General features: G+C 67.5%; 19 protein-coding genes. 3 read left to right on the top strand and 16 right to left on the bottom strand.

Going from position 1 to position 22,954, the window contains the following annotated elements:
• The first annotated feature begins 57 nt into the window (after window positions 1–57).
• A complete protein-coding gene (locus tag AC3ITM_RS06000; RefSeq protein WP_489269103.1) occupies window positions 58–1,506 on the top strand; it encodes an MATE family efflux transporter in 1,449 nt (482 codons plus the stop codon).
• 275 nt (window positions 1,507–1,781) lie between these two features.
• Here the strand turns inward: AC3ITM_RS06000 and rplS are convergent, their stop codons facing one another.
• The 8 genes from rplS to ffh form a co-directional block, all read right to left on the bottom strand.
• Window positions 1,782–2,186, bottom strand: a complete 405-nt coding sequence (gene rplS / locus AC3ITM_RS05995; RefSeq protein WP_228886625.1) for a 50S ribosomal protein L19 — start codon at window positions 2,184–2,186, stop codon at window positions 1,782–1,784.
• A gap of 153 nt (window positions 2,187–2,339) precedes the next feature.
• Window positions 2,340–3,098, bottom strand: a complete 759-nt coding sequence (gene trmD, locus AC3ITM_RS05990; RefSeq protein WP_489269101.1) for a tRNA (guanosine(37)-N1)-methyltransferase TrmD — start codon at window positions 3,096–3,098, stop codon at window positions 2,340–2,342.
• 5 nt (window positions 3,099–3,103) lie between these two features.
• Window positions 3,104–3,616 carry a ribosome maturation factor RimM gene (rimM, locus tag AC3ITM_RS05985; protein ID WP_228886623.1) on the bottom strand — a complete coding sequence of 171 codons (513 nt, stop codon included), beginning with the start codon at window positions 3,614–3,616 and terminating at the stop codon, window positions 3,104–3,106.
• A gap of 43 nt (window positions 3,617–3,659) precedes the next feature.
• Window positions 3,660–3,920 carry a 30S ribosomal protein S16 gene (gene rpsP / locus AC3ITM_RS05980; protein WP_017356068.1) on the bottom strand — a complete coding sequence of 87 codons (261 nt, stop codon included), beginning with the start codon at window positions 3,918–3,920 and terminating at the stop codon, window positions 3,660–3,662.
• 110 nt (window positions 3,921–4,030) lie between these two features.
• Window positions 4,031–4,837 (bottom strand): aminotransferase class IV family protein, encoded by an 807-nt coding sequence (locus AC3ITM_RS05975; protein WP_489269098.1) that lies wholly within the window; start codon window positions 4,835–4,837, stop codon window positions 4,031–4,033.
• Window positions 4,834–5,910, bottom strand: a complete 1,077-nt coding sequence (locus AC3ITM_RS05970) for an NAD(P)H-dependent flavin oxidoreductase (RefSeq protein WP_489269096.1) — start codon at window positions 5,908–5,910, stop codon at window positions 4,834–4,836. The genes AC3ITM_RS05975 and AC3ITM_RS05970 overlap by 4 nt, the downstream gene beginning before the upstream one ends.
• A 76-nt stretch (window positions 5,911–5,986) precedes the next feature.
• Window positions 5,987–6,415, bottom strand: coding sequence for a hypothetical protein (locus tag AC3ITM_RS05965; protein ID WP_489269094.1), 429 nt, complete (start codon window positions 6,413–6,415; stop codon window positions 5,987–5,989).
• 109 nt (window positions 6,416–6,524) lie between these two features.
• Window positions 6,525–7,904, bottom strand: a complete 1,380-nt coding sequence (gene ffh, locus AC3ITM_RS05960) for a signal recognition particle protein (protein WP_228886619.1) — start codon at window positions 7,902–7,904, stop codon at window positions 6,525–6,527.
• 131 nt (window positions 7,905–8,035) lie between these two features.
• Between ffh and AC3ITM_RS05955 the strand changes: the two genes are divergently transcribed.
• The gene (locus AC3ITM_RS05955; protein ID WP_489269092.1) at window positions 8,036–8,827 is read left to right on the top strand and encodes a cytochrome C assembly family protein; all 792 of its coding nucleotides are present in this window, start codon (window positions 8,036–8,038) and stop codon (window positions 8,825–8,827) included.
• A gap of 57 nt (window positions 8,828–8,884) precedes the next feature.
• On the opposite strand, the gene AC3ITM_RS05950 is transcribed toward AC3ITM_RS05955, so the two are convergent.
• The 3 genes from AC3ITM_RS05950 to radA all read right to left on the bottom strand — a co-directional run bounded on the left by AC3ITM_RS05950 (window position 8,885) and on the right by radA (window position 14,735).
• Window positions 8,885–11,191, bottom strand: a complete 2,307-nt coding sequence (locus AC3ITM_RS05950; protein ID WP_489269090.1) for a hypothetical protein — start codon at window positions 11,189–11,191, stop codon at window positions 8,885–8,887.
• 32 nt (window positions 11,192–11,223) lie between these two features.
• Window positions 11,224–13,083, bottom strand: coding sequence for an ATP-binding protein (locus tag AC3ITM_RS05945; RefSeq protein WP_489269088.1), 1,860 nt, complete (start codon window positions 13,081–13,083; stop codon window positions 11,224–11,226).
• 272 nt (window positions 13,084–13,355) lie between these two features.
• On the bottom strand, window positions 13,356–14,735 hold the full coding sequence (gene radA, locus AC3ITM_RS05940; RefSeq protein ID WP_489269086.1) for a DNA repair protein RadA: 1,380 nt from the start codon (window positions 14,733–14,735) through the stop codon (window positions 13,356–13,358).
• 152 nt (window positions 14,736–14,887) lie between these two features.
• Between radA and AC3ITM_RS05935 the strand changes: the two genes are divergently transcribed.
• Window positions 14,888–16,951: a putative bifunctional diguanylate cyclase/phosphodiesterase gene (locus AC3ITM_RS05935; protein ID WP_489269084.1), complete on the top strand. Its 2,064-nt coding sequence runs from the start codon at window positions 14,888–14,890 to the stop codon at window positions 16,949–16,951.
• Window positions 16,952–17,173: 222 nt separating this feature from the next.
• Here the strand turns inward: AC3ITM_RS05935 and cyoD are convergent, their stop codons facing one another.
• From cyoD to AC3ITM_RS05910, 5 genes are all read right to left on the bottom strand, one after another.
• On the bottom strand, window positions 17,174–17,524 hold the full coding sequence (gene cyoD, locus AC3ITM_RS05930) for a cytochrome o ubiquinol oxidase subunit IV (protein ID WP_228887606.1): 351 nt from the start codon (window positions 17,522–17,524) through the stop codon (window positions 17,174–17,176).
• Entirely contained in the window at window positions 17,524–18,141 is a 618-nt protein-coding gene (gene cyoC, locus AC3ITM_RS05925; RefSeq protein WP_429000414.1) for a cytochrome o ubiquinol oxidase subunit III, read from the bottom strand. Before cyoC ends, cyoD begins: the two co-directional genes overlap by 1 nt.
• Window positions 18,142–18,161: 20 nt before the next feature.
• Window positions 18,162–20,159 carry a cytochrome o ubiquinol oxidase subunit I gene (gene cyoB / locus AC3ITM_RS05920; protein ID WP_228887609.1) on the bottom strand — a complete coding sequence of 666 codons (1,998 nt, stop codon included), beginning with the start codon at window positions 20,157–20,159 and terminating at the stop codon, window positions 18,162–18,164.
• A gap of 8 nt (window positions 20,160–20,167) precedes the next feature.
• Window positions 20,168–21,244, bottom strand: coding sequence for a ubiquinol oxidase subunit II (gene cyoA, locus AC3ITM_RS05915; protein WP_489269082.1), 1,077 nt, complete (start codon window positions 21,242–21,244; stop codon window positions 20,168–20,170).
• Between the two features lie 274 nt (window positions 21,245–21,518).
• Window positions 21,519–22,523 carry a 2-hydroxyacid dehydrogenase gene (locus AC3ITM_RS05910; RefSeq protein ID WP_489269080.1) on the bottom strand — a complete coding sequence of 335 codons (1,005 nt, stop codon included), beginning with the start codon at window positions 22,521–22,523 and terminating at the stop codon, window positions 21,519–21,521.
• Window positions 22,524–22,954 lie beyond the last annotated feature (431 nt).

Raw genomic sequence — 22,954 nt, 5'->3', positions numbered from 1 at the left:
TCCCACTGACGGGCGTGATGCTAGTGTGCCCCTCCCCGGATCCGATCTCCACCGCCAATGGCCAAAGCGCCGCTTGACCTGACCACCGGCCCGATCGGGCGCAACCTGTTCCTGTTCGCGCTGCCGATCCTGGCCGGCAACATCGCCCAGTCGCTGAACGGGTCGGTCAACGCGATCTGGGTCGGGCGCTTCCTCGGCGAGGCGGCGCTGACCGCCACCGCGAACGCCAACAACATCATGTTCTTCCTGATCGGCTCGGTGTTCGGCATCGGCATGGCCGCCAGCATCCTGATCGGCCAGGCGATGGGCGCGCGCGACCTGCCGCAGGCACGCCGGGTGATGGGTACCAGCGCCACCTTCTTCATCGGCCTGTCGGTGGTGATCGCCATCGCCGGCTGGTGGCTGTCGCACCCGCTGCTGGCCGCCATGGGCACCCCGGCGCAATCACTGCCGCTGGCCGAAGCGTACCTGCGCATCATCTTCCTGGCCATGCCCACCCTGTACGCGTTCGCCTTCCTGAGCTCGGCGCTGCGCGGGGTCGGCGACTCGCGTACCCCGTTCCGCTTCCTGCTGCTGTCGGTGCTGCTGGACATCGTGTTCAACCCGCTGCTGATCTTCGGCCTGGGGCCGTTCCCGCAGCTGGGCATCGCCGGCGCGGCCTGGGCCACGCTGATCGCGCAGACGCTGTCGCTGATCGGCCTGCTCTGGTACATGCGCAACAAACGGCACGTGCTGTGGCTGGGGCGCAAGGACATGGCGCTGTTCAAGATCGACCTGCAGATCCTGCGCGCGCTGGTGGTCAAGGGCGTGCCGATGGGCCTGCAGATGGTGCTGATTTCGCTGTCGATGATCTTGATGATGAGCATGGTCAACAGCTACGGCACCGACACCGCCGCGGCCTACGGCGCCTCGCTGCAGCTGTGGACCTATGTGCAGATGCCGGCGATGGCGATCGGCGCGGCGTGTTCGTCGATGGCCGCGCAGAACGTCGGCGCCGGCAACTGGGACCGCGTGCGCGGCACCGCGCGCAGCGGGGTGTTGTACAACTTCCTGCTGACCGGCGTGCTGATCCTGCCGCTGATCCTGCTCGACCGCTATTCGCTGGCGTTGTTCCTGCCCCAGGCTAGCCAATCGCTGGAAGTGGCGCGCCACCTGAACCACATCGCGGTGTGGTCGTTCCTGTTCTTCGGCGTCAACTTCGTGATCTCCGGGGTGGTGCGCTCCACCGGGGCGGTGATCGCCCCGCTGCTGATCCTGGCGGTGTCGCTGTGGGGCATCCGGGTGCCGTTCGCCGAACTGCTGCAGGACCGCCTGGGCGCCGATGCGGTGTGGTGGAGTTTCCCGGTCAGTTCGTTCTGCGCGATGCTGCTGTCGCTGGCGTATTACCGCTGGGGCGGCTGGCGCAAGGCGCGCATGCTGCCCAGCCACCGCGAAGAACTGGCCGCGCCGGCCGAAGTACCGTCGGTACCGCCCTCGCCGGTGGCCGACCCCGACCCGCGCCCGTAGGTACCCACCGTTGGTGGGTACGAAGGTTCACCGTTGGTGGGTACGATGGTTCACCGTTGGTGGGTGCGGGCCCGCCGCGGCGATGAGCACCGAACCCGGTGGTAGATCCACGCCATGCGTGGATGCCTTCCGTTCCGGCGCCATGAAACCCTGCCGCATCCACGCATGGCGTGGATCCAACGGCCGTGCGCGCCACGCCCGGTACCCGTAAACGCAGAACGGCCACCCGAAGGTGGCCGTTCTGGTACCGCGACAACCGAAGTCGTCGGCGGGAATTACTGGGCCTTGGCGGCCAGGCGGGCAGCCTTGGCCTGCGCAGCGGCAGCCAGATCTTCCTTGATGCGGGCAGCCTTGCCTTCCAGGCCACGCAGGTAGTACAGCTTGCCGGCGCGGACCTTGCCGCGGCGCTTCACTTCGACCGAGTCGATGATGGCGCTGTGGGTCTGGAAGACGCGCTCGACGCCGTAGCCGTGCGAGATCTTGCGCACGGTGAAGGCCGAGTTCAGGCCGGCGTTCTTGGTGCCGATCACGACGCCTTCGTAAGCCTGCACGCGCTCACGGTTGCCTTCCTTCACCTTCACGTTGACGACGATGGTGTCACCCTGGCTGAACTTCGGCAGCTCACGGGTAATCTGGGCGGATTCGAAGTCCGAAAGAATGGTTTTGTTCAGCTTGCTCATGGGTGCACCGATAGTGTTCGGGTGGTCGTGTCGTTCGACAACGTGGGCTCATGCAGTCACCGGACTGTGCTGCACGTTTTTTGTAGGGTTTCCACCAGCAAGCCACAGGCCTGATGGGAATCGCCAATGATAACCGAAGATCCCGGCCCCGCGCTAGGGGGTGGGTTCCTCGGGCGGCGCCTGCCGGGCCTGCTCAAGCAGGATCCGGTCGGCCTTGGACAACCCGGCCTCGTCGAGCAGGTCCGGGCGCCGCAGCCAGGTCCGCAGCAGCGACTGCTGGCGGCGCCAGCGCGCGATCGCGGCATGGTTGCCCGAGCGCAGCACGTCCGGGACGGTGCCCCATTCATGCTGGGCCGGATGGCTGAAATGCGGGCAGTCCAGCAGCCCCTGCGGGCCCTCGAAACTGTCCTGGGCGGCCGATTCGGCATCGCCGAGGGCCCCTTCCTGCAGACGGGTCACTGCGTCGACGATCACCGCCGCGCCCAGCTCACCGCCGGACAGGACGTAATCGCCGATCGAGATTTCCTCGGTCACCTCGGCCTCCAGGAACCGCTCGTCGATGCCTTCATAACGGCCGCAGAGCAGGATCATGCGCGGCAATGCCGCCAGTTCCCGCACCTTGGCCTGGGTCAGCGGCCGGCCCTGGGGGCTGAGGTAGATCACCGGCGCCGGCGCCGGGTCGGCCGCCCTGGCCGCGGCCAGGCAGGCGCGCAGCGGCTCGATCAGCATGACCATGCCGGGGCCGCCGCCGAACGGACGGTCGTCCACCCGGCGGTAATTGCCCTCGGCGTAGTCACGCGGATTCCAGCCGTGCAGATCGAGCAGGCCGCGTTCGGCGGCACGGCCGACCACGCCCAGCGCGGCCGACTGCGCCATGAACTCCGGGAACAAGGTGATGACGTCGATACGCACCCGGCTTAAAACTCCGGATCCCAGTCGACCACGATCAGGTTGGCCTCGAAATCCACCGACACCACGAAATCGGGCTGCACGAACGGAATCATCCGCTCACGGTCGCCGTGCACCACCAGCACGTCGTTGGAGCCGGTCGAGAACAGGTGCGAAGCCCGCCCCAGTTCGACGCCATCGACGGTACGTACCTGCAGGCCTTCCAGGTCGACCCAGTAGTACTCGTCGGCCTTCGGCGGCGGCAACGCGCTGCGTGCCACATAGACTTCGGTGCCGTACATCGACTCGACCACGTCGCGGTCGGTGATATCGGGAAACACCGCCACCAGGTGCTTGCCGGCCTGTCGGCCGCGCGCGCCGGTGAGGGTGCTCTCCTGGCCGGCGGGGGTACGCAGGATCCAGGGCTGGTATTGGAAAATGGCGGTACGCGGCTCGGTCCAGGACTCGAGCTTGATCTCGCCTCGCACACCAAAAGCGCCGACAATCCTGCCCAGCAGGATCCGGCGCTCGGTATCTTTCATCTGTATAGGCCGAATGGGCCGCGGCAGGCGCGGCCCGTCAGGATCAGGCCGCCGAGGCCTGGGCCTTGGTCGCTTCCTTGTACAGGTTGCGAACCTTGTCGGTCATCTGGGCGCCGTTGGCAACCCACTTGTCCACCAGCGGCAGGTCCAGCACGATGCGCGATTCGGCACCCTGGGCAACCGGGTTGTAGTAACCCACGCGCTCGATGTTGCGGCCATCACGGGCGCTGCGCGAGTCGGTCACGATGATGTGGTAGAACGGACGCTTCTTGGCGCCGCCGCGGGTCAGTCGAATCTTGACCATGGTGTAAATCCTCTATTGCCCAGTCGCCAGGATGGCGCGGTAAGCCGGCGATTATAGCGGCGCCCCGCGGCCATTCCAAGCCTCTGCCGGCAGCTGAAGCTGAACAGGGCCTACCCTGCCCCGGCAGCCTTGCCGATCGGCTGCCACAGCGCCGTCTCCAGGATGCCCCTGGCCCGCTGGCAGAATGCCTCCGACTCGGGAAACAGCACCGCATCGATCGCCGCGATCGGCCAGACCCCGGCCGAGTTGCAGGCGACGGCACCATCGAAGTCGCCCAGTTCGGACAGGGCCACCGCACGCACCTGCTGCCCTTGCTGTGCAAAGCCGGCCTGCAACAGACGCTCCTGGGTGCCGCGCAGTGCCGGGGCCTGCGGCCATATGATCTGCCGGCCCTGCTGGAAGGCGATGTTCCAGGTAGTGCCTTCGCTGACTTGGCCGCCATCGGTAGTGAACAGCGCATCGTCGAACCCGTCCTGGAGCGCACGCCGGCGCTGGGCGAACAGGGGAAAGGTGCCGACATGCTTGAGGTGCGGCAGTTCCCGCTGGTACACCACCGTGCGCAGGCGCCGCGCGTCGGCCGGCATGTGCACCGGCGCGGCCACCGCCACCAGTACATCCACCTCGACCGCCTGCAGCGGCTGGCGGAAATCGAACCGGCGCGAGAACACCGTCACCCGCAGCGAGGCATCGGCCACGCCCTCGGCCTGCAGGGCCTGGGCCATCCAGGCCCGCACCCGGGCCGGGTCCAGTGCGGCACCGAACAACTCGGTGGTGCCCTGCTGCAGGCGCTGCAGGTGCAGGTCCAGGCCCTGCACGGCAGCGCCGCGCACCTGCAGCGAGGTGAAATGACCGTAGTTGGTCAGCGCCCCGGCCAGGTCGTCGGTACCGGCCGGGTGGCCGTTGCAGTACAGGCTCATCCCAGCAGCGCCCGGGCGTCGGACCACATCTGCGCCAGCACTTCGGCGGCCGGGCGGGCCGGCGCCATCCACGCCGACTGCCCGGCCCAGGCCTGCATCGCCTCGATCCGGTGCTGGCCATTGGCCTGCGCCCGCATCGGCGCGGTCAGCCCGCGCTGTACCGGGTACGGGCGCGGCGGCGGCGCATCGGCCTGCGCGGCGGCACGCACATAGGCGGTGGCCAGGCCGCGGCCGAGCCGGCCACTGAAGGCGCGGGTCGGCCAGGTGTCTTCGGGTTCGGCCGCGGCCAGCGCCTGCGACCAGGCCGGGTCGATCGCGCATTCGGGCGTACGCAGGAACGCGGTACCCACCTGCACCGCGCTGGCCCCCAGCAGCAGCGCCGCCGCGATGCCGCGGCCATCGGCGATGCCGCCGGCGGCGATCAGCGGAATCCGCAACTGGTCGGCCAGCCGCGGCAGCAGCGCGAACAGCCCCACCAGCTGCCGCTCGGCCGCGTCCGGGTCGAACGCACCACGGTGGCCGCCGGCCTCGAAGCCCTGCGCCACCACTGCATCGGCACCGGCGGCCTGCGCGGCCAGGGCTTCGGACAAGGTCGTGGCACAGGCGAACCAGGCGATGCCGGCCTGCTGCAGGCGATGCACCTGGGCGGCGGTAAACACCCCCATGATGGTCGAGGCCACCGCCGGGCGCGCGGCGATCAGCGCATCGAACTGCGCATCGAAATCGGCCGGGCCGGCATCGCCGGCACTGGCCGGCACCGCCGGGCCCCACTGGGCGAGGAACGCGCGCGTGGCGGCCTCACCTGCCGCATCGCGGCGCGGCGGCGGATCGGGAATCCACACATTGACCTGGGCCGGCCCGGGCGACTGCGCGCGGAAGCCCTCCATCCACGCCACGATGTCCTGCGGCTGGGACAGCACCGCGCCCATCGCGCCCATGCTGCCGGCATTGGCCAGCGCCACCGACAACGGCAGCGGGCAGGCACCGGCCATCGGTGCCAGCAGGACCGGGGCCTGCAAAGCAAAACGCCGACAGAAACCGTCGGCGCGCTCAAGGATCGAAGAACGGCTCACGCGCGGCGCACCCGTGGAAGGAGACGGTGCCAGCATACGCCGCACCGCCCTGCCCCGGCAGCCACGCCGGCCGGACTCAGCGTGCCGACACCGCGTAGGTGCGGACCAGCTGGCTGTCCACGTTGAAGGTGAAGGTCACATAGCGCGCGTCGTCGGCGGCAAAGTCTTCCTCGACCACCGCACGGCCGATCTCGGTGCCCTGCCCATCCAGGGCGCGGGCCACCAGCTTGCCCTTGAACGGCTTGTCGGCCACCACATACACCGCCGCATCCTTGGAACCCATGCCACGGCTCTTGCCCTGGGTCACGGTCAGGCCGCGTGCCGCCAGCGCCGGGTCGATCTGCAGGGTCACGCTCATGCGCTTGTCCACGCCCTCGCCCAGCCCGGCGACGAAATCGGCGGCGGTGCCGCTGATCGCGCTGCCGGCCTTCTGCGACATCGAGGTGTCGTCCTTGCAGCCGGCCAGTGCGAGGACCAGCGCCATCATCACGATAGACTTTTTCACAGACATTCCTTTGAAGTATCAAGGCCGCCAGTGAACCACTGGACGGAGGGTGCAACAAGAGGCAGGCACCGCCCCCGGGTGACGCTTGCAGCTGCCTGCGGCCAAGGCCTCAGCGGAACGGCATGCCGCCGCGGCCGCCCATGGCCCCCATCATGCCCTTCATGCTGCGCATCATGCCCTTCATGCCGCCGCCGGCCATCTTGCTCATCATCTTTTCCATCTGCTGGTACTGCTTCATCAGCTTGTTGACGTCGGCCGGGGTCAGCCCGGAACCGCGCGCGATGCGGGCGCGGCGCGAGCCGTTGAGCAGGCCCGGGTTGCGGCGTTCCTTCTTGGTCATCGAGTTGATGATGGCGATCATGCGCGGCACTTCCTTGCCCTGGCTGACCTGCTGCTTGAGGTGCTCGGGAATGTTGCCCAGGCCCGGCAGCTTGTCCATCAAGCCGCCGATGCCGCCCATGTTCTGCATCTGCTCGAGCTGGTCGCGCATGTCGTTCAGATCGAACTTCTTGCCCTTGGCGACCTTCTCGGCCAGCTTCTGGGCCTTGTCCTTGTCGACCTGCTGCTCGACCTGCTCCACCAGCGACAGCACATCGCCCATGTCCAGGATGCGGCTGGCGATACGGTCGGGGTGGAATACGTCCAGGCCATCCGGCTTTTCGCTCACACCGACGAACTTGATCGGCTTGCCGGTGATGTAGCGCACGCTCAGCGCGGCACCGCCGCGGGCGTCGCCGTCGGTCTTGGTCAGCACCACGCCGGTCAGCGGCAGCGCATCGCCGAACGCCTTGGCGGTGTTGGCCGCGTCCTGGCCGGTCATGGCATCGACCACGAACAGGGTTTCGGCCGGGTTGACCGCCGCGTGCAGGGCCTTGATCTCGGCCATCATCGCGTCATCGATGGCCAGGCGGCCAGCGGTATCGACAATCAGCACGTCGACGAACGACTTGCGCGCATCGTCGATCGCCGCGCGCACGATCGCTTCGGGCTTCTGGTCGGCGCTGGACGGGAAGAACAGCACCCCGACCTGGTCGGCCAGGGTCTGCAGCTGCTCGATCGCGGCCGGACGGTAGACGTCGGCCGAGACCACCATCACCTTCTTCTTGCGCTTTTCCTTCAGGTGCTTGGCCAGCTTGCCGACCGTGGTGGTCTTGCCCGCACCCTGCAGGCCGGCCATCAGGATGATCGCCGGGGCCGGCACATTGAGATTCAGGTCCGAGGCGGCCGAGCCCATCACGGCGGTGAGTTCGTCGCGCACGACCTTGATCAGCGCCTGGCCCGGGGTCAGCGACTTGAGCACTTCCTGGCCGACCGCACGCACCTTGATGCGCTCGACCAGGGCCTGCACGACCGGCAGGGCGACGTCGGCTTCGAGCAGCGCGATGCGGACTTCGCGGGTGGCCTCGCGGATGTTTTCCTCGGTGAGGCGACCGCGGCCGCGCAGCCGCTCGATGGTGCCGGAGAGGCGCTGGGTCAGGGACTCGAACATGGAGGCAACCTGTTCAGAACGAAAGACAGAGAGACGCACAGTATAGCCGGTCCACCAAGCGCCCCGGACCGCGCCAGCGGCCGGTGGCCGCAGCCATCGCCAGTACCCCGGGGGTATGCGAAACTTCCACGATGACAATCGTTCTCATCGCGACCCTGCTGTACCTGACCGCCACCGGCCTGCTGGTGCGCGCGGTCAGCCGTGATGACGCGGCCCGGTCCCCGGCATGGTTGTGGCCGGCGCTGCCGGCGATGCTGCTGCACGGCGGTTACCACGTGCTGGTGGCGATGCGCACCAGCGGCGGGCCGGACATGCACTTTTTCGCGGCGCTGTCGCTGGTCGGGCTGGGCATGGCCTGGCTGACCTCGCTGGTGGCCGCGCGCGGGCGCATGGCCGCCCTGGGCGTGCTGGTGTTCCCGATGGCCGCCGCGGTGCTGTGCATCTACCACGGCTACGGGCACGCGCCGAGCAAGCCGCTGGGTTGGCAACTGGCCACCCACGCCTGGATGGCGCTGCTGGCCTACGCCACGCTCAGCGTGGCCGCGCTGCTGGCGATCATGCTGTGGCTGCAGGAACGCGCCCTGCGCCGGCGCGACTTCCGCCCCTGGCTGCGCGCCCTGCCGCCGCTGGCGGACCTGGAAGCGCTGCTGTTCCGGGTGATCGCGGTCGGCTTTGCCCTGCTCACCCTGACCCTGGTCACCGGCGTGCTGTTCGTCGATGACCTGCTGGCGCAGAAGCTGGTGCACAAGACCGTGCTGAGCGTCCTGTCCTGGATCGTATTCGGCACCCTGCTGATCGGCCGCCGCCGCTACGGCTGGCGCGGGGCCAAGGCGGTGCACTGGACGCTGACTGCGATGGCGCTGCTGCTGCTGGCGTTCTTCGGCAGCCAGTTCGCGATTGAACTGGTGTTCAATCGCCGCTGATGCCGGCTGGGCAGAACCCGGCGCTACGGCGGGCCGCGCGCGCGGCCCGCCGCGTCATTACAGACCGTAACGTTCGACCGCATCCAGGTGGCGTTGCCGGTCCTGGTCGCACGCCTCGGCCAGGCGCAGCCAGCACATCGGATGCGCCCAGCCGGCGGTGGCATCGCTGAGGAAGCGGTGCAACGCGAGCGGCGGCTGGTCCTGCGGCTGGGCGACGGTGAACAGCACGCCGGGCAGTTGCCCGCCGTCGGTACCCGGGTCGGTCAGCAGGTAATCTTCCCGGCTGTGCTTCCAGAGCTTCCAGCCACGGGCCTCCACCGCCTCGCTGAACGCCGCCCAGGCCTGTTCGCCCGGGTCCACGCCATCGATCAGCCAGCTGGTGGCATAGCCGCCGCTTTCCAGCCGGTGCACTTCGGCGTAGGTCGGCATGAAGTGCTCGCGCTCGGCCTCGTCGTCGGGCAAGGGGTGGACCAGTTCAGCGTCGAACACCACCCAGTCATCCACCCGCTGCAGGCGGTTGGCCGGCGCATTTTCGATGATGCGCGCGGTGACCGGGCCGGTGCGGCGGGCGTAGTACTCGATCGGCTCGCCGGCATCCATGCAGCGGATGATGACCCAGCCGAAGTTCTCTTCCACCGGCCCGTCCACGCTCTCCAGCTGCATGTCGATGGCCGCGGCCGAATGCCGCACCGCCGCCCAGTCGCGCGCGGCGCTGGCGGCGGTCATGTGGTCCCAGTGCGCGCTGCGCGGCTCCTCCAGGACTTCGGTGAGGTGGCGGTACTGCTGCTGCGCATCGCCGAAACGCTTGGCCGACATGTACCCGGCTGCCAGCATGCCGCGCGCGCCATGCGACCCCGGCGACAGCGCCAGCAGCGCGGTGACCGCCTGCTCCAGCGCGGCCCAGTCCGACAACCGGTTGGCCATCTGCGCCTGGCACCACAGCGCGAACACCGGCACGGCGGCCTGGTAGTGCAGGGCCAGCCGGGCCAGGCCGGCTTCATCGCCGCGCTGGGTCAGCAGGCGCATCAGGGTATAGGCCGGCTGCGCATCCTCGTGCGGGTGCCGCTGCACGAATGCCCACAGCAGCGCGGTGGCATCGTCATCGGCGCCGCAGGCACTGAGCGCCGAGGCGGCCACATCGACCAGCGCGGCATCGTCGGGCCGCTCGGCCACGCCCTGCAGCAGCCATTGCGCCTCGCGCTCGGGATCACGCGCCTGCTCGGCGTCGGCCTGCGCCGACAGCCAGTCCAGCAACGCCGCCGCCGGCACCGGCAACGCGGCCTGCGCTGGCGCGGCGTCGATGCGCGCGGCCATGTCGGCCACCTGCGCGGCCGCACCGCGGTCCTGGCGCAACTGGCCCAGATGCTGGCGGGCCACGGCCAGGTGCCGGCGCGCCATCCAGACGGCCTGGCGCTGCAACGCCATCTCCACGCACAGGCCGGCGATCTCGATCACCACGCGGTGCGCGCCGACCTCGGAGAAATGCGCCAGCGTGGCATTGAGGCGGCTGCCCAGGTCCCAGGTATTGCGCTCGGGCACCGCGCGCACCAGCAAGGCCACCGCCTGCGCCCACAACCGCCGGTAGTTGGGCGACAACTGGCCGAACGGCACCATCGAGGCCATCGCCTCCTCGTCGCGGCCCAGCTGGGCCAGCGCCCAGGCCTTGGACAGCCTGCGCGGCACCGTGCAGTTGGCCGGCTCGTAATCGCCTTCGGCCGCCACTTCGGCCTCGCGCTGTTCGATCAGCGCCAATGCCTCGGCGGCGCGGCCGCTGGCCAACAGGATCTTGATGCGCATTTCCGGGAAGCTGTCACAGACCTTGCCGCCATGCGCCAGTACGGTGCCGGCCTGCGCATCCAGGTAGGCCAGCGCCTCATCGCTGCGCCCGTCGTCAAGCAGCGCGTCGGCCTTCTCGCAGCTCAGGCACTGGAAGCATGCCCAGCTCGGATCGACCCGTGCCAGTGTTTCCTCGCACACTTCCATCCGCTCGGGCACCCAACCCGGCCCGTCGATGTTGCCATAGCACGCGGCCAGATCCTGGGTGACGCAGATCGACTGCGGGCAGTCGACGGCGTCGGCGCGGTGCGCACGCTCGAACAAGGCCACCACATCGCCCAGCGCCGCCTCGCCTTCCTGGCGGTTGCCGACCCGGTTGCGCATTTCCCAGTGGCCAACGAATACCTCCAGCCAGGGGTTGTCCAGCGTCCTGCCCAGCGCACGTGCTTCCGGCAGCAGCGCATCGACGCGATCGGAGCGCAGTTCACAGACTTCATCGGTGAGCTGGGTCAGCAGCTGCGCACTCTGCCGCTGCCCAGCCTGGCCAAGGTCATCCTGCAGTTTTTCCACCCAATTCCAGATATCCATACGGTTGTATCGTCCTGTTGCAAAAAAAAGAGTCAGCGCGGCGCCTGCAGCATCTGCTGCAGGGCCACGCCGATATCGCCGAAGGCGCCGTTGAGATCGCTGCCGCCGGTACCGGCGTCCTGCGCGCGGCCCTGCGCACCGATGATGATCTTCAGCGAGCGCAGCAGGCGCGCGGCGGCCTCGGCCCGGGGATTGCCGCTGCGCAGCGCGTCCAGCAGCGCCTGCACCGCAGGGTTGTCCAGATTGAGGTACAGGCGCGACACCTGGCGGGGAGCGATGCGCGCGGTGAACTGGCGCGCCAGCCGCAGCGCGGCCATCGAAACGCGCTTGTCGTTTTCATCGTCTTCCAGCCGGCGCTTGAGTTCGGCTTCGCGGTCGGGCACCACCACCACCGGCAGTTCGGCCGGGCTGAAATGCGCCGGCAACAGCTGTTCGCCATCGCCCAGATGCCGTTCCAGCCAGGCCAGGTCCGCTTCGGGCAGGCTGCCGGGTTTGAACAACGCACGATTGCCCTGCTCGGTGCCCAGCTCGACCAGGCGCATGCCCTTGGCCTGCGCCCAGCGGCGCAGGAACGGCACCACCGCATAGCGGTTGCCGTGCGCCACCGGCACGCCCATCGCCCGGAACAGCATTTCCTCAAAGCCGCCGCCGTTGTCCAGGATCACATGCACCGCGCCGCGCGCCGGCAACGCACTGGCCTTCATCTCGCCCTGCGAGGTCGGCACGCGCACGTGCTCCATCAGCAGCTGGAACAGCCGTTCGTCGCACAGCGCCGCGCCCAGCAGGGCTTCGTTGTGGCGGGCCAGCACCCGGCGCCAGGCTTCGGGCTGCTGCCGTGCCACCTCGGCCAGGCCCTCGATCAGGGCTTCGGCCAACGCATGCTGGACGGCGGCATAGCCCTGGTCCCGTTGCAGGTCTTCGCGGCTGGCCGTGGGGGTCAGGCGGCTGGATTCGATCACCCCGCCGATGAACCCGGCCCAGGGCGGCAGCAGGTCGCGGGCATCGTCGTCGAGCAGCATGCCGCGCACGAACACCGACAGGTTGCGATTGTCGCTGCTGCCGTAGGTGGCGCCATCCTGCACCCACAGCAGGCCCACCGCGTCGCTGCCCGGCGCGGCACGCACCGGTACCGCGCACAGCGGCTCGAAATGACGCTCAAAGCGTGCGGCGAACTCCAGCGCACGGCGCTGCGCCTGCAGCGGGTGCAGCGCCACGCCATCGCGCGGCCGCCACGGCGGCGGCTCGGGGTTGATCGCCTGCGCATCGAGGCCGATGAAGATCGGTTCGCCCAGCAGCGCGCAGTAACGGCCGAGGATGTCGCGCAGGTGCGCTTCCTGGGCCAGGTGCTGGAAATCGGGGTGCAGCTCCAGCAGCACCTCGGTGCCCACCGCACGCGCCGGCATCGGCGATACGGTGTACTGCTCGGCATTGCTGGAAACATAGCAATGCCCCAGCGTCGGGCTCTGGTAGGAGGTGGTGCGCACGGTGACCCGCCGGGCCAGTACGAACGCCGACAGGAAGCCCAGGCCGAACATGCCGATCAGGCCGTCCTCGTCGGCACCGGCCTGGCGCAGGCCGCGGGTGTAGCCCACGCCCACGGTAGCCAGGTAATCGTGGATTTCCTGCTGGGTCAGGCCGGCGCCGGAATCGATGATGCGCACGATGCCGTTGCCGGCATCGCCGTGCACTTCGATGCGCGCCGGTTCGACCCAGCCGGGCTGTTCGAGGCGGCGGCGAACCAGCGAGTCGTGTGCGTTCTGCACCAGTTCGCGCAGCGCCACCACCGGGGTCGAATACAGATGCTTGCCCAGCACCGTCATCAATCCATTGAGATCGACGCCGGCGCGCCGGATTTCACTGGCGCCGGTGGCTTCGGGAATCGTGTCTTGCATGTACTGGCTTTCTCTGGGATGCGTGCCCGGGCATCGGACGGGGCGGGGGCGAAGGAACCGCCGGAAAAACTAGCACAGCGGCGCCCTCATCCGCCTGCATCGGTAACCGTCGCCAATGGCCTTGCCCCCCCCCCCCCCCCCGGCCCGTGCCGCCAATCGTTGCCGGCACGGCGTGGCGCGGCCTGAGGGCATCGCCATGCCGATGAACTACAGCTGTGCGCAGCGCATGACCGGCGCGGCGACGGGATCGGCACGCCGGGCTGCGCCCGGCGCTAGGCCGCTTCGATCGCCTCGGACAGCCGCTCCACCGCAATCACCTCCATGCCCTTCACGCTGCCGCCCTTGGGCGCATTGGCCCTGGGCACGATCGCGCGCTTGAAGCCATGGGTGGCCGCTTCGCGCAGGCGGTCTTCGCCATTGGGCACCGGGCGGATCTCGCCGGACAGGCCGACCTCGCCGAAGGCGATGGTCTTCTCGGCCAGCGGCCGGTCCTGCAGCGAGGACAGCACCGCCAGCAGCACCGGCAGGTCCACCGCGGTTTCCTGCACGCGGATACCGCCGACCACGTTGACGAACACGTCCTGGTCGCCGGTCAGCACCCCGCCGTGGCGGTGCAGCACCGCCAGCAGCATCGCCAGCCGGTTCTGCTCCAGGCCCACCGCCACCCGGCGCGGGTTGGACAGCGGCGAGGTATCCACCAGTGCCTGCACTTCCACCAGCAGCGGACGGGTACCTTCGCGGGTAACCATCACGCAGCTTCCCGGTTGCTGGGTGCTGCCACCGGACAGGAAGATCGCCGACGGGTTGGAGACCTCCTTGAGGCCCTTTTCGCCCATCGCGAACACGCCCAGCTCGTTGACCGCGCCGAAGCGGTTCTTGAACGCGCGCAGCAGGCGGAAGCGGCTGCCGCTCTCGCCCTCGAAATACAGCACCGCATCGACCATATGCTCCAGCACGCGCGGGCCGGCGATGCCGCCTTCCTTGGTCACATGCCCGACCAGGAACACGGCGGTGCCGGTTTCCTTGGCAAAGCGCACCAGCCGCGCCGCGCTCTCGCGCACCTGGCTGACCGAGCCGGGCGCGGCGGTCAGCGATTCGGTCCACAGGGTCTGGATCGAGTCGGCCACGATCAGCTTCGGCCGGGCCACGCTGGCATGCTGCAGGATCGCCTCGACCTGGGTTTCGGCCAGCGCATTGACGTTGTCCAGCGGCAGGTCCAGCCGCACCGCACGCCCCGCCACCTGCGACAGCGATTCCTCACCGGTGATGTACAGCACCGGCAGGGTCGCGGCCATCCTGGCCACCGCCTGCAGCAATAGAGTGGACTTGCCGATGCCCGGGTCGCCGCCCACCAGCACCACCGCGCCCTCGACCATGCCGCCGCCGAGCACCCGGTCGAACTCGCCGATACCGGTGCTGACCCGCAGGTGGTCGGTCTGCTGCACATCCTTGAGCGCCATGATCTTCGGCGCATCCACCTTGCCGGCCCAGCCGGAGCGGCGCGACGCCGGCGAGGCCTTGCCGGCGGTCGCGCTTTCCAGGGTGATCTCGCTGAGCACGTTCCACACACCGCATTCGGTGCACTGGCCCTGCCACTTGCTGTACTCGGCGCCGCATTCGCTGCAGACGTAGGCGGTGAGCCTCTTGGCCATGTCCAGTTCCACTTCATCAATTGTCCGGCAGGATAGCCGAGCGGCGTCGCAACAACCGAGACCGGGTGCGATCCATGCTCAAGATCGGCGGCCCGCCGCCGATACCGGGGCGGGCCGCTGCGTCCCTCCCCCACTTCCCCCAGGCTACCCCCATGACCGGCACCTACAGCCAGAGTCTTGTCGCGTTCTCGCTGCTGGTCGCCGTCCTGGCCTCGTACACCGCGCTGGACATGGCCGGGCGCCTGGCCAGCACCCAGGGCCGGGTGGCCCGCTGGTGGCTGGCCGGCGGCGCCGGCGCGATGGGCCTGGGCATCTGGTCGATGCACTTCATCGGCATGCTCGCCTTCCACCTGCCGATCCCGATCGGCTACGACCTGGCCATCACCCTGTATTCGCTGGCGGTGTCGGTGGGCGCCTCGGCGTATGCGCTGTGGCTGGTCGCGCGCGCGCAGCTGCCGTGGTCGCGGCTGGTCGCCGGCGCGGTGCTGATGGGGCTGGGCATCGCGGCCATGCATTACCTGGGCATGGCGGCCCTGCGCATGCAGCCGGGCATCGATTACGACCCGCTGTGGTTCGCGCTGTCGCTGCTGATCGCCATCTTCGCCGCCGGCGCGGCGCTGTGGATCGCCTTCCGCCTGCGCCTGGAGCAACGCCGCCCGTACCTGCTGCGCGGGCTGGCGGCGGTGCTGATGGGCCTGGCGATCGTGGGCATGCACTACACCGGCATGGCCGCCGCGCGCTTCCCGGAAGGCAGCATCTGCGGGGCCGCGCTCGGCCAAGGCATCGACAGCAAATGGCTGGCGGTGCTGGTCATCGTCACCACCCTGGCCACCCTGGGCATCGCCCTGATCGCCTCGGTGTTCGACCGCCAGATGCGCACCCGCACCGGCCTGCTGGCCGACTCGCTGGCCTACGCCAACGAGAAACTGCTGCAGGCGGCCCTGCACGACCCGCTCACCCAGCTGCCCAACCGCATGCTGCTGCAGGACCGGATCGAGCAGGCGATCGAGAAGGCCAGGCGCGGCCAGTCCACTTTCGCGGTGATGTTCTGCGACCTGGATGGATTCAAGGCCATCAACGATGCCTACGGCCACCAGCTGGGCGACAAGCTGCTGATCCAGGTGAGCGAACGGGTCGGCACGCTGCTGCGCAGCCACGACACCTTCGCGCGGCTGGGCGGCGACGAGTTCGTGATCGTGTTCCAGGTGGACGACCTCGACGATGCCGCCGTGGTGGCCGAGCGCATCATCGCCAGCCTGGCCGAGCCGTTCCTGATCGACGCGCTGGAGTTGCAGATCAGCGCCAGCCTGGGCATCGCGCTGTACCCGGCCGATGCCACCAGCGAACGCGACCTGATGGCGCACGCCGACGCGGCGATGTACCACACCAAGAAAGCCGGCCGGAACGGCTATACCTTCTTCACCGAATCGATGCACGTCAGCGCCAACCGCCAGCTCAAGCTGCTGCAGGAACTGCGCCGGGCGCTGACCCGAGACGAGCTGGTGCTGCACTACCAGCCCAAGTTCCCGGCCACCGGCCAGCCGTTGATCGGCGCCGAGGCGCTGGTGCGCTGGCAGCACCCCGAGCTGGGCCTGCTGACCCCGGACACCTTCATCCCGCTGGCCGAACGCAGCGGCCTGATCCTGCCGCTGGGCGACTGGGTGCTGGACCGCGCCTGCGCGCAGCTGCGCCAATGGCACGATGCCGGGCATGCCGAGTGGTCGATGGCGGTCAACCTGTCGCCGCTGCAGTTCGCCTCCAGCACGCTGCTGGACACGGTCAGGCGCACCCTGGAGCGGCACGCGCTGGCGCCGCGCTTCCTGACCCTGGAAGTAACCGAGACCACCGCGATGCGCGACGTCGAGGCCAGCCTGCTGATCCTGCAGGGGCTGACCGACATGGGCGTGCACATTTCCATCGACGATTTCGGCACCGGCTATTCCAGCCTGCTCTACCTCAAGCGGATGCCGGCCACCGAGCTGAAGATCGACCGCGCCTTCGTGCACGACCTGGAAGACAACGCCGAGGACGCGGCGATCGTGTCCTCGATCATCGCGCTCGGCCGCTCGCTGCAACTGCAGATCGTCGCCGAAGGCGTGGAAACCGACGGCCAGCGCCAGTACCTGAGCGACCTGGGGTGCGACCTGCTGCAGGGCTACCACCTGGGCCGGCCGGTGGCTGCCGAGGAATTCCTGCGGCTGGCGCAGGCGGCATAGGGCGCGGTTGGCGACAGTGGTGGCGACATGGCCGTTGAACGGAGCCGCTTTTTCGGTGGCCAGGACGCAATCTCGATGATGGTCGTGCGTGCAATGAACGCTGCAGGGCTATCGGCAGTCGCTTGGGAACCGACCCTATCGGGGCGCGCGCCCACCATCGGCAACGCCAACAAAAAGGCCGCCCGAAGGCGGCCTTTCCGTATGCAGCAACGTCCGAAGACGTCAGTGCATCATGTGCACGTTCATGTTGTGCATGACCCACAGCGAGCCGGCGACGATGATGCCGATCACCACCACGGTGAAGGCCGCCGCGCTGACGTTCCAGCGCTGTTCCGAGGAACGGTCCAGGTGCAGGAAGAACACCAGGTGCACCAGGATCTGCAGCACGGCGGCGACCACCACGATCACCCCGGTGGTGAAGCGCGGCAGGTCGCCGTGCATCACCGCCCAGAACGGGATGATGGTCAGCACCGCTGCCAGCAGGAAACCGATCAGGTACGACTTGACGCTGCCATGGCTTTCGCCGCCGGCACCGTGGCCGTGGTCATGTGCGTGATTGTCATGTGCGGACATTACATCGCTCCATTCAGATAGACGACCGAGAACACGCCGATCCAGATCAGATCCAGGAAGTGCCAGAACAGGCTCAGGCACGCCATGCGGGTCTTGTTGGTCTGGGTCAGGCCGTTCTGCTTGATCTGGATGAACATGATCAGCAGCCACAGCAGGCCGGCACTGACGTGCAGGCCGTGAGTGCCGACCAGCGCGAAGAACGCCGACAGGAACGCACTGTGGTCCGGGCCGAAGCCCTCATGCAGCAAGTGGTTGAACTCCCACACTTCCATGACCATGAAGCCGAAGCCCAGCAGCCAGGTCAGTCCCAGCCACAGGTACATCTGGCCGATCTTGTGCTTGTGCAGGGCGATCATGCCCAGGCCGAAGGTCAGCGAGGACACCAGCAGCAAGGTGGTTTCCCAGGCCACGAAGCTCAGGTCGAACAGGTCCTTCGGGCCGGGGCCGCCATCGGTGCCACCGGACAACACGATGTAGGTGGCAAACAGGCTGGCGAAGATGAGGCAGTCGCTCATCAGGTACACCCAGAAACCGAACACGGTGTTGCCGCCGGTGTCGTGGTGCTCGTGCTCGTCATGACCGTGGGCCGCCGCGTGCGCGGCGTGCCCAGGGTTCATGCTGTTGGGGATAGTGCTGCTCATGCCTTCAGCTCCGATTTCACCAGGCCCTGCGCCACCAGGTGGCGACGGTGCTCATTTTCGATCCGCTCCACTTCGGCGGCCGGCACGTAGTAATCCACGTCCTTGTCGAAGGTGCGCCAGATGAAGGTGCCGATCATGCCGATCATGCCGACGATGGCCAGCCACCAGATGTGCCAGATCATCGCAAAGCCGAACACCAGGCTGAAGGCGCCGATCACCACGCCGGTGCCGGTGTTGCGCGGCATGTGGATGTCGGTGTACTTGGCCGGGCGTTCCCACGCCTCGCCACGCTGCTTGCGCTCCCAGAAATCGTCCAGCTCGGTGACCTTGGGCAGCGCGCCGAAGTTGTAGAACGACGGCGGCGAAGAGGTTTCCCACTCCAGCGTGCGCGCATCCCACGGGTCGCCGGTCAGGTCGGCGGTCTTCTTGCGGTCGCGGATCGACACGGCGATCTGGATCACCTGGCACAGGATGCCGGCGCCGATGATGAACGCACCGAACATGGCGATCACCAGCAGCGGCTGGTACTCCAGGTTCGGGTAGCTCTGCATGCGGCGGGTCATGCCCATGAAGCCCAGAATGTACAGCGGCATGAAGGCCACGTAGAAGCCGATGAACCAGCACCAGAACGCGCGCTTGCCCCAGGTTTCGTTGAGGCGGAAACCGAACATCTTCGGCCACCAGTAGGTGATGCCGGCGAACATGCCGAACACCACGCCGCCGATGATGACGTTGTGGAAGTGGGCGATCAGGAACAGGCTGTTGTGCAGCACGAAGTCGATGGCCGGGATCGCCAGCATCACGCCGGTCATGCCGCCGATGGTGAAGGTGACCATGAAGCCGATCGTCCACAGCACCGGGGTGGTGAACTGCACGCGGCCGCGGAACATGGTGAACAGCCAGTTGAAGATCTTCACGCCGGTGGGAATGGAGATGATCATCGTCGTGATGCCGAAGAAGGCATTGACGTTGGCACCCGAGCCCATGGTGAAGAAGTGGTGCAGCCAGACCAGGAACGACAGCACGCCGATGCAGGCGGTGGCGTAGACCATGCCCTTGTAGCCGAACAGCGCCTTGCGCGAGAACGTGGCGATCACCTCGGAGAACACGCCGAAGGCCGGCAGCACCAGGATATAGACTTCCGGGTGGCCCCAGATCCAGATCAGGTTGATGTACAGCATGGCGTTGCCGCCACCGTCATTGGTGAAGAAGTGCGTGCCCAGGTAACGGTCCAGGGTCAGCAGCACCAGGGTGACGGTCAGCACCGGGAAGGCGGCGATGATCAGCACGTTGGTGACCAGCGCGGTCCAGGTGAACACCGGCATCTGCATCATCTTCATGCCGGGGGTGCGCATCTTCAGGATGGTGATGAAGAAGTTGATGCCGCTCAGCGTGGTACCCAGGCCCGCCACCTGCAGGCCCCAGATGTAGTAATCGACACCTACCCCTGGACTGTATTCCTTGCCCGACAACGGCGGGAAGGCCAGCCAGCCGGTCTGCGCGAACTCACCAACGCCCAGCGAGATCATCACCAGGCCCGCGCCGGCCACGAACAGCCAGAAGCTGAGCGAGTTGACGAACGGGAAGGCCACGTCGCGTGCGCCGATCTGCAGCGGCACCACCACGTTCATCAGGCCGGTAATCAGCGGCATCGCCACGAAGAAGATCATGATCACGCCGTGGGCGGTGAAGATCTGGTCGTAGTGGTGCGGCGGCAACACGCCCTCGTTGCCGCCGGCGGCCATCGCCTGCTGGACCCGCATCATGATCGCGTCGGCAAAGCCGCGCAGCAGCATGACGAAGGCCACGATCAGGTACATCGCGCCGATCTTCTTGTGGTCCACCGAGGTGAACCACTCCTTCCAGAGATAGCCCCACAGCTTGAACTTGGTGATCAGGGCCAGCACCAGCAGGCCGCCGATCCCCGCGCCGATCAGCGTGGTGATGATGATCGGGTCGTGCGGGATGTCGGCAAAGGTCAGTTTACCCAACAGATTCATGCTCATTCTCCCGAGCCTGCGTGACCGGCATGGCCGGCGGCGGCGTGCTCGTCTGCAGTGTGTGCGGCGTCCGCGGCAGCGGGCTGGTCGGTATGGACCGGCAGCTTGGCGGGTTCGTCAGGGGCACTGCCCTTGGCCGGCATGTCGTGGCCTTCGTGGCTTTCGCCCGCGGCGCCGTCATGCTGCATGGCCTTGTGGTCGTGCTTCATGCCGTAGTGCTGGTTGTCGCCCATGTGCTTGGCGATCACCCAGTCGAACAGGCCGGCTTCGGAGGTGCCGTAGTAGGTCACCGGATGCCAGTCGTGGTTCTTCTCGGCCACCAGCGCGGCGAACGCGGGCTTGTCCAGGGTGGTGCTGGTGGCGCGCACCTTGGCCAGCCATTCCTGGTACTGCGCATCGGTCACCGAGTGGGCGGTGAAATGCATTTTGCTGAAGCCCGCGCCACTGTAGTGCGAGGACATGCCCGGGAACTGGCCGGTCTCGTTGGCGATCAGGTGGAGCTTGGTCTCCATGGCCGTCATCGAGTAGATCATGCTGCCCAGGTGCGGGATGAAGAACGCATTCATCACCGAATCGGAGGTGATCTTGAAGTTCAGCGGGGTATCGACCGGGAAGGTGATCTCGTTGACCGTGGCGATCTTCTCTTCCGGATAGATGAACAACCACTTCCAGTCCAGCGAAATGGCCTCGATCACCACCGGCTTCTTGTCCGACACCAGCGGACGGTACGGGTCCAGCGCGTGCGAGGACCGCCAGGTCAGCACGGCCAGCACCAGCACGATCATGCACGGGATCGACCACACCACCACTTCGATCGCCGTGGAATGCGACCACTTCGGCTCGTAACGGGCCTTGGTGTTGGTCGCACGGTACTTCCAGGCGAAGGTCAGGGTCATGATGATGACCGGCACGACGACCAGCAGCATCAGCACCGTGGCGGTGATCAGCAACGTCTTCTCATCGTGGCCGATCTGGCCCTTGGGGTTGAGAATGGCCGAGTTGCAGCCCGTAAGGAACACGGACAGCGCAAACAGCAGGCCCGGACGCAAAAAGCGTCCCAGGGGGTTCAACGGAATCATCGGTCGATCCAATTGCGTAGGGAATGCCAGGTCACGCCCGCCCACCCCGGCCAACGCCGGGTGTGCCGGTCCAAAGGGACAGGCACAGGAGACGATCATGTCAGCCCTCTAATTTTAGGCCGTCACGCATCATTTAAGAAAGGCATTGACAATGATCCGGCGCAGGAAAGCCCCGGTTTTGGCTGCGACACGTTGTCGCAGTGCCCGCCAAGCCGCCACAATCGGCATGCTCCCCATCCATGTATAGACATGTAGGGGGCCGCAGCGTCCCGCGTCAGCCTGCCGCCACCCGGTTCGGGCAAGCCCGGCCAGCGGCAAAATCGTTCAGGTTGCCCAGCGTGATCGCCGAGATCTCCTGCAGCGCCTCCATCGTGAAGAAGCCCTGGTGCCCGGTGACCAGTACGTTGGGGAAGGTCATCAAGCGCTGGAACGCGTCATCATCGATGATCTCGCCCGACCGGTCCTGGAAGAACAGCGCGCTTTCCTGCTCGTACACATCGATGGCCAGGTGCCCCAGGTGGCGCGACTTCAGCGCCTGGATCACCGCCTGGGTATCCACCAGCCCACCGCGCGAGGTATTGACCAGCATCGCGCCGGGCTTCATCCGCGCCAGCGAGCCGGCATTGATCAGGTGATGGGTATCGGGCGTCAGCGGGCAGTGCAGCGAGACGATGTCGGCGCGCGCCAGCAGCACGTCCAGCGTCACGGACTCGCCGATGCCCTCGAACCCGGGCGCCGGGTACGGATCATGGCCGAGCACCGTGCAGCCCATGCCCTTGAAGATGCGCGCGGTAGCCAGGCCGATCTTGCCGGTGCCGACGATGCCGACGGTCCGGCCGTGCAGGGTGCGGCCAAGCAGCCCGTCGAGCATGAAGTTGCCTTCGCGCACCCGGTTGTAGGCCCGATGGGTGTGGCGGTTGAGGGTCATGACCAGCGCCAGCGTATGCTCGGCCACCGCCTCGGGCGAATACGCCGGCACCCGCGCCACGAACAGGTTCAGCTGCTCGGCCGCGGCAACATCGACATTATTGAAACCCGCGCAGCGCAGCAGCACCGCGCGTACGCCCAGGGCGTGCAGCGCGTGCAGCACCGGCGCATCCAGGCGGTCGTTGACGAACACGCAGACCGCCGTGCAGTCCTGCGCCAGCGCGGCGGTATGCACGTCCAGGGCCGCGTCGAAATACAGGAACTCCCACGCCCGCCCCGTGCCATCGCGCTGGTTGGCCTCATCGAGGAATCGACGGTCGTACGGGCGTGCGCTGAAGACGGCGACGTTCATGAGGGCTCCGCGGAAGGATCCGGTATGCGCCCCATCTTACTGGCGGGCGGTGCGGAGCCACGCCATACACCTGAGTCGCCGTACAGCCGTCCGCCACACTACGACCAACACTCGGAATGGGCATGCTGACCGGCTGCGCCGGCGGTTACCTGCGGCAGCTGTTGTTCTGTGCTGCGCGCCGAACGGGGTTGAACGCCTACGCGCGGCGCGCAGACGGTAAAAAAAAACAGCCCCGCCCAAGGCCGGGGCTTTTCGCTGAATCTGGGGCGGGAAACAGGAGTCGAACCTGTGGCCTACGCACTACGAACCCAGCCGGCTGACTCCGGCGAGCGATCCAAGCGCCAGCAGCTCAATGGATGCACCCCACTCCGGCCGACCGGACCGGCATGGACCGTTGCCACGGAACTGACCCGACTGATGGTAAGCGCCAA

This window comes from Stenotrophomonas sp. KH_029 (assembly GCF_057839765.1).
This window is presented reverse-complemented; position numbering and strand designations above follow the sequence as displayed.